Origin of the sequence: Gardnerella vaginalis (genome assembly GCF_001563665.1) — a bacterium.
Taxonomy (GTDB): Bacteria; Actinomycetota; Actinomycetes; order Actinomycetales; family Bifidobacteriaceae; genus Bifidobacterium; species Bifidobacterium vaginale_A.
The window spans coordinates 68,266-81,967 of sequence record NZ_KQ961858.1 but is presented as its reverse complement, the minus strand read 5'-3'; the positions used below and the strand labels follow the sequence as shown (position 1 = coordinate 81,967).

The window sequence follows — 13,702 nt, the reverse complement described above, 5'->3', positions numbered from 1 at the left end:
CCTGTGAGGTAAGTAATTCCCACACCTCACAAACCCAAGAACACTGAAAACAAGCCAAAAACGTTGATATTTCAAGGGTTTTCAGCATGAAAAAAGGGCTTCTAACGATTTGCTAGAAACCCTATTCGCGGATGAGGCGAGATTCGAACTCGCGGTAGGTTTCCCTACAACGGTTTTCAAGACCGTCTCCTTAGACCGCTCGGACACCCATCCATTGGCGCATAGAGCACAAATAAATCTGCTCACAACGCACAAGTGGAAAGCATATCATCATGCATGGAACGAAACACTCGCAACGTTAGAATGAAACACTCCAAACACTCACAACGCGCGAAACGTTACACTCACGCTTCCCACTTAGTTGGCTCAATCACCTCTTTGCCACCCATATAAGGCTGCATAGCTTTAGGAATATCAATCGAGCCATCTTCGTGTTGATGATTCTCAAGAATAGCCACAAGCCAGCGCGTAGTAGCTAAAGTACCATTCAAAGTGCTCACTGGTCGAGTACCACCATCTTCCATGCGCTCACGCACATTCAAACGGCGAGCTTGATACTCAGTGCAATTAGACGTAGAAGTCAACTCACGGTAGCGTCCCTGAGTTGGAACCCATGCTTCGCAATCAAACTTACGAGCAGCAGAAGAACCAAGATCTCCTGCAGCTGTATCAATAATCCTGTAAGGAACTTCCACTTTAGCAAGCATTTCTTGTTCCATTCCAAGTAGCTTTTGATGCTCAGCGCGAGAATCTTCCTGCTTGCAATATACGAACATTTCAACTTTATCGAATTGATGCACGCGAATAATTCCAGATGTATCTTTACCAGCAGCGCCAGCTTCACGGCGATAGCAGCTAGACCATCCACAGTAACGCAAAGCACCGTTACTTAAGTCTAGGATTTCATCTTCATGCATGCCAGCCAAAGCAACCTCAGAAGTACCTACCAAATACTGATCGTCTGGTTCACGAAGGCGATAAATTTCATCTGCATGAGAATTTAAGAAACCAGTTCCGCGCATAACTTCTGGACGAACAAGAGTTGGCGTAATCGCAAGAGTAAAACCATGCTCTTCAGCTTGATCTACAGCCATTGTAAGCATTGCGATTTGCAAACGAGCAACAGAACCACGCAAGAAGTAGAAACGAGAGCCTGCAACTTTTACACCTCTGCGCATATCAATTCCTGCAACGCCTGTACCAAGAGTTAAATGATCTTTAGGCTCAAAACCTTCAGCTGCAAAATCGCGAGGTGTACCAACCTTCTTAACTACAACGTAGTCGTCTTCTCCGCCTTCTGGAGCTTCATCTTCAACAATGTTTGAAAGCTTCCACATAGCTGTTGTGTAGTCTGCAGTAGCTTTTTCGGATTCGGCTTTAAATTCAGCTACTTTCTGAGCTAATTCTTTAGTTTCTGCAATAAGAGCAGCTTTTTCAGATTCATTTGCAGATGCAACCTTTTTACCAATCGCCTTCTGCTGCGAGCGAGCTTCTTCAAACGCTTTTAATGACGTGCGGCGCAAATCATCGGCGCGCAATACTTCATCGACTAATTCAACAGACTCGCCACGTTTACGCTGCGATTCCTTTACAATGTCGGCATGTTCACGAATAAATTGGATATCAAGCATGTTTCCTAGAGTAATGCCGTAAGAAGACAGATGATTGAATAAGAGATAGTGTATACTTGCTTTTATTGATTGAATAAGAGATAGTGTATACTTGCTTTTATTGATTGAATTAAAATGTGTTAAGTTAGATTCAATGTTGAAAAACTAAAACTTAATACGATTTTGAAGATTAAACAAAATTGCAAACAAAATTGCAAACAAAATTTCATACAAACTAATATTAAGGAGTAAAAATGGCAGTTATACACGCAAAACAAGAAGATTTTAATTCGATTATCAACTCTAACGAAATTGTTTTCGTGGATTTTTGGGCGAAGTGGTGCGCTCCATGCCGAGCTTTTGGACCGATTTACGAGAAGGTTAGTGATAATCATCCAGAAATAACTTTTATTAAAATAGATATTGACGAAAATCAACAAATAGCTCAAGAAGCTGGGATCCGTTCAATTCCGACTATTAAAGTCATAAAAAATCGCTTAGAAATATGGGATCACAAAGGATCTATAAGCGAAAATGATTTAGAAATGGTTGTAAACGAAGCTAAGAAAGTCGTTGTGAAAGAAGAAGCCGAAAATAACGCAGAAGATGAAGATAACGCAGCTAATGCAGGTAACACTAACGAAAACTAACAGCAAAAGCAACAACAAAGAAGAGAAAACGAAAGCAAAAAGCGAAAAGCAGAAACGTTAAACAGGTAAACGAAAACGTTAAACAAAAAGTAAAAAACAAATAACGGAAAGTAAAAACATTAAAGCAAAAACAAATCTAACAGCAAACTAACAATATTAAACAGTGATTAAAATAAAAATCAATCAATCCTTGAAATACTGCCCTTCTCTTTACGTGATATTAGAATATAAACAGTTTGTATTTTCAGCTATTGATTGAAAACTAATCACAAAACTAGCTAAAGTTCATTCAAGAGTGGGAGGGATATGGCAAGTCACCGCAAGCATACAGTCACGCTTACATCGCTTAGTATTCGCCAATGGATTATGGTGATTTCAGCAATCACAAGCGTAGTAGCTCTAGTGGTACTTTGCGTTGTTTCTCGAAATTTTTACGAGTCAACAACCTCCCATACAACTGCCGTAACTTCTTATTCAGCAACAGAAGACTTTAATACTGTTTCCCGTGGAGCTACTCGTGATGTGCTTAACAGCAACACTTCATACGTTACTGTTGTTATAAACGGGCATAACCGCACTGTTTTAGGAACTAAATTCACTGACGTGCGTTCCGTGTTAAAAGCCGGAGATATCACTCTTGAACCTCATGATGTAGTAACTCCTTCGCTAGATACAAAAGTTAGTGAATCCACTGTTATTAACATTCAACGAACTGGCGCTAAACTCGAAACATCAGATGAGCCTATTGCATTTAACACTGTTAAGAAGGAAACCACTTCCCTTCCAAAAGGTACTGAGAAAGTACAACAAGAGGGTGCTAACGGTGTTATGGAAACAACGAAAATAGTTAGACATGCTGGAAATAAAGTTGTTTCGTCTAATATCTTTGCATCTTACGTTAAAAAAGCTCCAACAGATAAAGTAGTACTTGTGGGAACTGGTGGCTCTAGAGCGGATTCTGCAGAAGAATTTAGCATTGGCACAACTGTTCCGGCAGGAGAAATGCAAGAATGGGCGCATAATTGGCTTATTTCAAATGGATACAGTGAAGCAGATTTTACAGCTACAGTATTTATTATTACACATGAATCCGGCTGGCGCGTTAATGCTATGAATCCTTCTGGAGCATACGGTTTACCACAAGCTCTTCCCGGTAGGAAAATGTCTTCAGCAGGCGCTGATTGGGCAACCAACTATCAAACTCAGCTTAGATGGTTCTGGAATTATTGCAATGGAAGATACGGCTCAATTCAAGGCGCTTATAGCTATTGGATGAAACACCACAACTACTGATTAGCGCGTTAGAATTTACTTGAGCAAGATTTAGCTTGAGTAAGATTTAGATTCAAGCAAAATCTACTTGAGTTGGATTCACTTAAATCGGATTCACTTAAGTCTTTACTTGTCTTTGATATAAAAAGTTTTCGCTTAAGTTTTCGCTTTGCTTTTATACTTCGTTATAAGTCTTCTCTTAGAAGTAAAACAGAAGGCTTTTAAAAGACTGTCTATCTTATGAAAGGATTAAAACGTGACGTTATCATCATGGCTAAATAAAAAATCTTTGCACAATGCTGAATCGAGCCATGCTGAATCGAGCCATGCTGAATCTTCTAGTAATAAATCTAGCAATATTTCTATTGCAAACATTTCGCCTAACAGTAAAAAATCAACTAGAAATAAGCATAATAAAAATAAACTAAGCCACGCTTTAACAGGTGAAGAAGCATACAACAACAATCACTTAACTCGTCCTGCTTTAATCTCTTTAGCAATACTCACTTTCATAACGTTTATAGGCAACTTCGCTCAATTACAGCTAACAGCAGCACTACCGACTATTGTTCGAGAATTCAACATAAACGTCACAACCGGACAATGGCTTACATCAATCTTCCAGCTGATTATGGCAATTATGGTACCACTAACAGCATTCTTAACAAGAAGATTTTCAACTAGACAAATAGTAATAACATCTATGTGTTTATTCACAATAGGATCTATATTCGCTTGGCTCAGCAACGACTTCATTATGGCGCTAATCGGACGCACTCTAGAAGCAGTTGGAACAGGCGTTATGTGGCCAGTGTTACAAATCACAGTATTCTCCGTTTTCCCACTAACTAGAAGAGGAATGGCAATGGGAAGCGTTGGAATGGCAATGAGTATTGCGCCTGCAATTGGACCAACTATCGGAGGTTTACAAACAGATTTTAACGGTTGGCGTTCAATATTCTTCTCCTTAACAATCATAGGTATTATTTCTATAATTCTTTCTACATTCCTATTACATAATTTCGGCGAACAAGATAAAACAGCTAAAGCAGACTTCTTCTCCGTAAGCCTTTCAATTATCGGGTTTGGCGGAGTTATGTTTGGATTCACAAATATTGAAGCATACGGAATCACTCACCCAATGGCGTTTGCTCCTATGATAATCGGATCAATCGGAATCATATGGTTCGTAACAAGGCAATTACTCGAACAAAAACGTGGAAAACTCCCCCTCCTTGGCTTAAGTGTATTGAAAAATAAATACTTCACAATCGGAACTATTTGTGCTTGCTTAACATTCTTCGCTTTCAGCTCGATTATGGTACTTATACCGCTTTATATCCAAGACGATCGCGGATTTAGCGCAACTATGAGTGGTCTTATATTACTTCCGGGCGCATTTGGAATGGCAATTTCACAATTCGCAGGAGGTCGTATGCTTGACAGACTCGGCGTTAGACCTGTTGCAATGGCAGGATCTCTTATATTACTTTTCGGCACGGTTATGATGAGTCTTATAGATATGCACACATGGATTTGGTGGATTTCTATTTGGCAATTCACTAGGCAGATTGGCATGGGATTCTTGCTCATGCCTATAACAACATGGTCGCTAAATTGCTTACAGCACGAAGAACTTGGAGATGGATCTGCTGTAACTAATACAATGCGCCAACTTTGGGGCGCAATTGGCGCTCCTGTGCTAGTTGTAACAATGACTGCACTAACTACCTGGAAACATGCTTATGCAGGCTCAGGGCATGCTGCAGACGTAGCTGCAAGCATTTTTGGAGTACAGTGGACTCTTAGAATTAGCGCTATTATTACAGCGATTATGGCAGCAATCGTGATTTTTGGAATTAAAGGCGAAGGTGCAGGATCTGCTCACGCTCTGGCGCGAAGAGCGATTGCAAGAATGAAAGTATTGCATATTCCGCATGCTTCTGAAAATAAAGACGTGATGCACGATCACACTCACGCTCAATACTAGAGTTTTATTACTAAAGCTCTAACGTGCTAGTACTATGGTTCTATGGTTCTATAGTTCTATATTTCTAGAGTTCTAGAGTTCTATGGTTCTGTTGCTAAAGTGCTAAGTGCAAAGTTATATTACTAAAGCTCTAAAATATCAACGTTCTAAATCAAACTAAAATCAAACTAAAATCAAACTAAAATTTAAGGTTATTCCCCAAAATTTAACTAAAATCAAAACAAAATCAAAACAAAAAGCTCAGTTAAGTGAATCGCATTAACAATCCACTTAGCTGAGCTTAAATTTCAATCTTCAACTAATGTTTACAACTCATCGTTGTAATCACTCTGACCACCTTGATCGTCAAGGAAATCATCAGGGTTGAAATCATCGTTAAGACTCATGTCTCCGAAATCAATATTCGCGAAATCAACATCCGCCATATCTGTTTCACCAAAGTTAGACGGAGTGCTGTCTTGATTATTCAAACCGAAGTTTGGATACATCTTCTCACGAGCTTCACGAGTTGCGTCAACATTAGAATTACGGTAACGCGACAAACCTGTACCAGCAGGAATGAGCTTACCTATAATCACGTTCTCCTTCAAGCCCTTAAGATCATCTTCCTTCTGGCTCAAAGCAGCTTCAGTAAGAACTCGAGTAGTTTCCTGGAACGATGCAGCAGAAAGCCAAGAATCAGTAGCCAAAGAAGCCTTAGTGATACCCATAAGCTCTGGACGACCAGCAGCAGGCTTGCCACCATTCTTCACGGTTTCAAGGTTAATCTCACGGAACTTCGTCTGATCAATAAGCTCGCCTGGGAGCAAATTAGTATCTCCTGAATCAATCACAGTAATACGGCGAAGCATTTGATGAACAATAACCTCAATATGCTTATCGTGAATATCTACACCCTGAGAACGATACACATTGTGAACTTCCTCAACAATGTTGACTTGTGCAGCACGAGTACCAAGGATTCGCAAAATCTTCTTAGGATCAACAGAACCTTCAATAAATTGCGTACCAACCTCAACATGCTCATGATCTCTTACCAACATTGGAGCGCGGCGAGTTACAGGATACTCAATTGGCTCAACAGTAGAATCATCAGGAATCAACCTGACTACTCGGCCTTGACCTGGAGTATCTTGAATCTCAACAGTTCCAGAGAACTCTGCAATTGGAGCTTCACCCTTAGGAGTACGAGCTTCAAAAAGCTCCGTAACACGAGGAAGACCCTGAGTAATATCGGAAGCAGAAGCAACACCACCAGAGTGGAAGGAACGAAGAGTAAGCTGAGTACCAGGCTCGCCAATTGACTGTGCTGCAACAATACCAACAGCTTCACCAACATCTACTAGTCGGCTAGTAGCCAAAGACCATCCATAGCATTTTGCACAAACTCCACGCTTAGATTCGCAAGTAAGCACAGAACGAGCTTTAACTTCTTCTACGCCATGAGCAACCAAATCGCGCAGAACCTGCATAGAAAGCGCATCTCCACGCTTAGCTAAAACAGTTTCGCCATCTACAGGATCTATCACATCTGCAGCAAGCAAACGAGAATATGGTCCACCATCAGCAGCTTTAACAAGCGTCAAATTGCCATCAGCATCACGATCTGCAATCTTCATGTTAAGACCACGCTTAGTTCCGCAATCTTCTTCACGAACAATAACTTCCTGTGAAACATCAACAAGCTTACGAGTTAAGTAACCAGATTCTGCAGTACGCAAAGCGGTATCTGCCAAGCCCTTACGAGCACCGTGCTGAGAGATGAAGTACTCCAAGACTGAAAGGCCATCGCGGTAGTTAGACTTCACAGGACGAGGAATAATCTCACCCTTAGGATTAGCCACCAAACCACGCATACCCGCAATCTGACGAATCTGCATCCAGTTACCACGCGCTCCAGACTGAACCATGATGTTAACGTTGTTATCGTCATGGAAGTTTTCACGCATTGCTTCAGCAACTTTATCTGTGCACTCAGTCCACAAGTTAATCAATTCTTGACGGCGTTCCTCATCAGTTAAATCACCGATTGTTTCGTAACGCATGTTGATCTTAGCTGCCTGATTCTCATAATATTGAGCAATTTCCTCGCGATTTGGTGGGAGCACAATATCCGAGAACGCCATAGTTACTCCAGACCATGGAGCGCGAGTGAAGCCAAGATCCTTCAAAGCGTCCAAAGTAGCAGCAACTTGTGCAGTTGGATAGCGAGTAGCAATATCGTCAACAATCTTAGAAAGAACACCCTTAGGAACTTGCTCATTGACGAATGGATAATCAACTGGCAAAGTTTCGTTGAAAAGCACACGTCCATAAGACGTTGCAAACAAAACAGTTCCATCCTTGAAACGCTCTTCATGAACAACATCTGGGCTACCAGCTTCAGGCTCAATAACCTTCAAATCGCTCGGCTCCCAATTTTCAGGAAGAACGAAATCTTCAGGCATGCGAATCAAGACTTTAGCTTGCATATCAATCTCATGCTTATCAAGAGCCATTTGAGCTTCAGCAAGAGAAGAGAATACGCGGCCTTGACCCTTAGCGCCTTCAATTACTGTAGACAAGTAGTAAAGACCCAAAATCATATCCTGAGAAGGCATAGTCACAGTGTGACCATCTGCCGGCTTCAAGATATTATCTGATGCCATCATCAAAGTACGAGCTTCAGCTTGAGCTTCAGCAGAAAGAGGTAGATGCACTGCCATCTGATCACCATCGAAGTCAGCGTTAAATGCTGCACAAGCAAGTGGTGGCAGGTGGATTGCTTTACCTTCAACCAAAATTGGCTCAAATGCTTGAATACCCAAGCGGTGAAGAGTAGGAGCACGGTTAAGAAGTACTGGATGCTCGGAAATAACTTCTTCCAAAACGCTCCAAACTTCAGAATCACCGCGATCTACTAATCGCTTAGCGCTCTTCATATTCTGAGCAAATCCCTGATCTACCAAACGCTTAATAACGAATGGCTTAAAGAGTTCCAAAGCCATTGGCTTAGGCAAACCGCATTGATGCATGCGAAGGCTTGGACCAACAACAATTACAGAACGACCAGAGTAATCTACGCGCTTACCAAGCAAGTTTTGGCGGAATCGGCCTTGCTTACCTTTAAGCATATCTGAAAGTGACTTTAATGGACGATTAGATGCGCCAGTTACTGGGCGTCCACGGCGACCATTGTCGAACAGAGAATCAACTGCTTCCTGAAGCATGCGTTTTTCGTTATTAAGCATGATTTCAGGGGCACCAAGTTCAATCAGCCTCTTCAAACGATTGTTACGGTTGATTACACGGCGATACAAATCGTTCAAATCAGAAGTTGCGAAACGACCACCATCAAGCTGAACCATTGGTCGCAAGTCTGGTGGAATTACTGGAATAACATCCAATACCATAGCTTCTGGCTTATTACCAGTAGTTAAGAATGCGTTCACAACTTTCAAACGCTTCAAAGCGCGAGCTTTACGCTGTCCAGAACCACTATCAATTTCTTCACGAAGTTCGTCTGCAGCAGCCTGTAAATCAAAGTCTTGCAAACGCTTCTTAATAGCTTCAGCGCCCATGCAGCCTTGGAAATAATCGCCGTAACGATCTTCCATTTCACGCCACAAGTCCACATCGCCTTCCATATCTCCTGGACGAATTTCCTTAAAGCGGCTGAATACTGCATCCAAACGCTTAATTTGTTCGTCATAACGCTGGCGAATTGTGGACATTTCGCGCTCTGCACTTGCACGCAATTTAGCTTTGGTACCGCTCTTGGTATCGCCTGATTCCTCAAGCTCACGCAAGTCCTCTTCAACCTTTTTAGCGCGCAATTCAATCTCATTATCGCGGCGCTTTTCAAGATTTGAAATCTCGGTGTCAAATTCGTCTTGCAAGTCAGGCATATCCTGATGACGCTGCTCAACATCTACGCTTGTAACCATATAAGCTGCAAAGTAGATAACTTTCTCCAAATTCTTCGGAGCAATACCAAGTAAGTAACCTAAACGGCTTGGCACGCCTTTGAAGAACCAAATATGTGTCACAGGAGCTGCAAGCTCGATGTGACCCATGCGCTCACGGCGAACGCGGCTACGAGTAACCTCTACACCGCATCGTTCGCAAACAATTCCCTTAAAACGCACGCGCTTATATTTGCCGCATGCGCATTCCCAATCTCGAGTCGGTCCGAAAATCTGCTCACCGAACAGACCATCTTTCTCCGGCTTCAAGGTACGGTAGTTAATGGTTTCTGGCTTCTTTACTTCACCGTGGCTCCATCCGCGAATGTCGTCAGCGGTAGCCAGTCCAATCCTTAATTTGTCAAATGTGTTGACGTCCAGCACTCTTATTGTCCTGTCTGTGAAATTTTTAACGTTTTACTATCACATAAGTGCGGCTATAGCCGATCACTGATATTCCGGCTCAGAAATGATTTGATCTTCCTTGGCAGAAGAATCTGGTCTTGCGCCAATATTAAAGCCCAAATCATCCGAGGACGAAACAGGATCGTCTTCTTCATCCTTCATGTCAATTGCAACGCCATCAGCGTTTAACACTTCAACATTCAAGGAGAGCGACTGCATTTCCTTAAGAAGCACCTTGAAGGATTCAGGAATACCTGCAGGAGGCAAATTCTGACCCTTCACGATTGCACCATACACGCGCACACGACCCGAAACATCATCAGACTTAGTAGTCATCATTTCGTGCAATGTGTACGAAGCACCATAAGCCTCAAGCGCCCAAACTTCCATTTCTCCGAAGCGCTGGCCACCGAACTGAGCTTTACCGCCCAACGGCTGCTGAGTAATCATAGAGTAAGGACCAGTAGAACGAGCGTGAATCTTATCATCAACCAAATGATGCAACTTTAAGATATACATGTAACCAACAGAAATTGGCTTAGTGAAAGGCTCACCAGTACGTCCATCGTAAAGCACTGCTTTACCATCTGAACCAACAAGCTTATTTCCATCAGCATCCTTCAAAGTTGTGCTAAGCAATCCCTTCAAAGTATCTGGACGAACGCCATCAAACACTGGTGTTGCAACTGGAGTTCCAGGATCGCCATGCTCTGCTCCTTGCGGAACATACTTCTTCCAAGCTGCTTCTAGATCTGGATCCAAATTGATATCCCAACCAGCGTGAGCAATCCAACCTAAGTGAAGCTCAAGTACCTGACCCAAGTTCATTCGAGAAGGAACGCCCAACGGATTTAACATGATGTCAATTGGAGTACCATCAGCCAAGAATGGCATATCTTCTTCTGGCAAGATTCGAGAAATAACACCCTTGTTGCCGTGACGACCTGAAAGCTTATCTCCCTGCGTAATCTTACGATGCTGCGCAATATAAACGCGAATCATTTGATTTACGCCATTTGGAAGCTCATCGCCATCATCTTCAGCATCTTCACGAGTGATTTCTTTAACTGCAATAACAGTACCAGTTTCACCGTGTGGCACACGCAAAGAAGTATCACGAACTTCACGGCTCTTTTCGCCGAAGATTGCACGAAGCAAACGCTCTTCTGGAGTAAGCTCAGTTTCACCCTTAGGAGTTACCTTACCAACCAAAATATCGCCGGCTTCAACTTCAGCACCGATGCGAATAATGCCGCGCTCATCAAGATTTGCAATAGCATCTTCGCCAACATTTGGCAAATCGCGTGTAATCTCTTCAGAGCCAAGCTTTGTTTCGCGAGCATCAATCTCATATTCTTCAATATGAATTGATGAAAGCGTATCGTCTTGCACTAAACGCTGCGAAATAATAACAGCATCCTCGTAGTTGTAACCGTTCCAAGGCATGAATGCAACAAGCAAATTCTTACCCAGAGCAAGCTCACCCTTATCTGTTGCAGGACCATCAGCCAAAACTGTTCCTGCTTCAACGCGTTCGCCATCTTTAATAAGTGGAACTTGATTGTAGCAAGTAGTTTGATTAGAACGCTGGAACTTAGAAAGCTTGTAGCTTGATTGAGTTCCGTCATCGTTCATAACGCGAATAATATCTGCAGAAACATATGTAACAACACCCGGCTTTTCTGCCAAGATTACGTCACCAGAATCCACAGCTGCACGCCATTCAGAACCTGTACCTACAAGTGGTCGCTCAGACTTAATAAGCGGAACAGCCTGACGCTGCATGTTAGTACCCATCAAAGCACGGTGACCTTCATCATGCTCCAAGAATGGAATCAAAGAAGCACCCAAGGAAACCATCTGACGTGGAGAAACATCCATGTAGTCAACAGTGCTTACAGGAACATCGACTGCTTCTTCTTCGTCCACTCGAGCAAGTGCCTGAGTGCCTACGAAGTTACCGTTTTCATCAAGTTCCTGATTAGCTTGTGCAATAACGTGATCCGCTTCACGATCTGCAGTCATATATTCGACTTCATCAGTAACGTGACCGTTCACAACCTTGCGGTACGGAGTTTCAATGAAACCGAATGGATTGATGCGACCAAATGTTGCCAAAGAACCAATAAGACCAATGTTTGGACCTTCAGGAGATTCAATTGGGCACATACGTCCAAAGTGAGATGGGTGAACATCTCTAACTTCCATAGAAGCACGATCTGGAGAAAGACCACCAGGACCAAGCGCAGAAAGACGGCGCTTATTAGTAACGCCTGCTAATGGATTGTTTTGATCCATAAACTGACTTAACTTGGAAGTTCCGAAGAATTCTTTAATAGTCGCGTTTACTGGACGAATGTTAATCAACGACTGTGGAGTAATAGCTTCAGCATCTTGAGTAGTCATACGTTCTCGCACAACGCGTTCCATACGGCTTAAACCAGTACGAAGCTGATTTTGTACCAACTCGCCAACTTGACGAATACGGCGATTACCGAAGTGATCAATATCGTCAACTTCCACACGCAATTGCACGTCTTCGCCATTGCGCTTTCCTGGGAATGTCTGCTCACTTTGAGCCAAAGCAGCAGCTTTATCTGCAGGGTTAGTGGCTTTCAAAGCAGAACTCTTAGCAGTAGCATTAGCGTGCAAAGTAACTAAGTACTTAATAGTTGCAATGATGTCTTCGCGATTCAAGCTACGGTCATTGTAATCAGCTTCCAAACCAAGCTTACGGTTAATCTTATAACGGCCAACGCGAGCCAAATCGTAACGCTTAGTATTGAAATAGAAGGAGTCAAGCAAAGTATGACCAGCTTCTGGAGTTGCTGTATCTGCAGGACGAATCTTACGATACAAATCAGTTAATGCTTCATCCTGAGTTTCAATAACTTCCTTATCAAGCGCATCAAGCACCAAAGGATATCCCTTGAAAGCTTCAGCGATTTCAGGCTTAGTCATGCCGATTGCCATTAAGAATACGATTGCAGACTGCTTACGTTTGCGATCTACTCTAACTCCAAGGAAATCACGCTTATCTATCTCAAATTCCAACCATGCACCACGGCTTGGAATAATCTTCGCACCGTAAACATCTTTATCGGAAGCGCGATCTTGAGTGCAATCAAAATACACGCCTGGTGAACGGACCAATTGCGAAACAATCACACGCTCAGTACCACCAATAATGAAAGTACCGTGTGGAGTTTGCAATGGAAAATCACCCATGAAAACAGTCTGACTTTTAATTTCGCCAGTTTCACCGTTTTCAAATTCAGCATTCACATACAAAGGAGCAGAATAAGTGTAATCCTTCTCTTTGCACTCTAACACTGTATGACGTGGTTCTTCAAAATATGGATCTGAGAACGTTAAGCTCATAGTTTGAGCGAAGTTCTCAATAGGGGAAATTTCCTGGAATACTTCATCTAAACCAGAAATATGAGGCACTGTGTGAGTACCATTTGCTTCGTCTTCTTCAACGCGCTTCTTCCAGCGATCTGAACCGATCAACCAATCAAAGCTGTCGGTTTGCACACCAAGAAGGTATGGCACATCGATAGGCTCACAAATTGAGCCAAAATTCACACGATCTGACGCTTTATGCAACTTAATGTCGTGTTCGTCAGCACGCGCGATGACTTTAGTGGTGCTCGTCGTAGCTTGTTCAGCAGCCAATGGACGTTCCTTATCGTTCGCTATTACCTATGCATACACATGTAAGTGCATGCGTGAACTCTGAAAAGCCAAGAAGCAAAAGCGCAAAAACACGCCATAGAATTGATGTGCAACTGCGGGCGCTTCATCGACTTATTCAGTATGCCCGCTATA

At 42.6% G+C, this 13,702-nt stretch carries 6 protein-coding genes and 1 tRNA gene; 3 read left to right on the top strand and 4 right to left on the bottom strand.

Features of this window, described 5'->3' with window-relative positions:
• Positions 1 to 128: 128 nt before the first annotated feature.
• Positions 129 to 213: transfer RNA gene (locus HMPREF3230_RS03150), tRNA-Ser, on the bottom strand.
• Between the two features lie 131 nt (positions 214 to 344).
• The gene (serS, locus tag HMPREF3230_RS03145; protein ID WP_075523509.1) at positions 345 to 1,631 is read right to left on the bottom strand and encodes a serine--tRNA ligase; all 1,287 of its coding nucleotides are present in this window, start codon (positions 1,629 to 1,631) and stop codon (positions 345 to 347) included.
• Between the two features lie 233 nt (positions 1,632 to 1,864).
• On the opposite strand from serS, the gene HMPREF3230_RS03140 reads away from it, so the two are divergent.
• From HMPREF3230_RS03140 to HMPREF3230_RS03130, 3 genes are all read left to right on the top strand, one after another.
• Positions 1,865 to 2,260, top strand: a complete 396-nt coding sequence (locus tag HMPREF3230_RS03140; protein ID WP_075523508.1) for a thioredoxin family protein — start codon at positions 1,865 to 1,867, stop codon at positions 2,258 to 2,260.
• A 306-nt stretch (positions 2,261 to 2,566) separates the two neighbouring features.
• Complete coding sequence (locus HMPREF3230_RS03135) at positions 2,567 to 3,553, top strand: aggregation-promoting factor C-terminal-like domain-containing protein (protein WP_075523507.1); 987 nt, start codon at positions 2,567 to 2,569, stop codon at positions 3,551 to 3,553.
• Between the two features lie 343 nt (positions 3,554 to 3,896).
• Entirely contained in the window at positions 3,897 to 5,522 is a 1,626-nt protein-coding gene (locus HMPREF3230_RS03130) for an MDR family MFS transporter (RefSeq protein ID WP_075523518.1), read from the top strand.
• A 305-nt stretch (positions 5,523 to 5,827) separates the two neighbouring features.
• Here the strand turns inward: HMPREF3230_RS03130 and HMPREF3230_RS03125 are convergent, their stop codons facing one another.
• Together HMPREF3230_RS03125 and rpoB are read right to left on the bottom strand one after the other, a co-directional pair.
• Entirely contained in the window at positions 5,828 to 9,850 is a 4,023-nt protein-coding gene (locus HMPREF3230_RS03125; protein WP_075523506.1) for a DNA-directed RNA polymerase subunit beta', read from the bottom strand.
• Positions 9,851 to 9,913: 63 nt separating this feature from the next.
• Entirely contained in the window at positions 9,914 to 13,549 is a 3,636-nt protein-coding gene (rpoB, locus tag HMPREF3230_RS03120; RefSeq protein ID WP_075523505.1) for a DNA-directed RNA polymerase subunit beta, read from the bottom strand.
• Between the last annotated feature and the right edge of the window lie 153 nt (positions 13,550 to 13,702).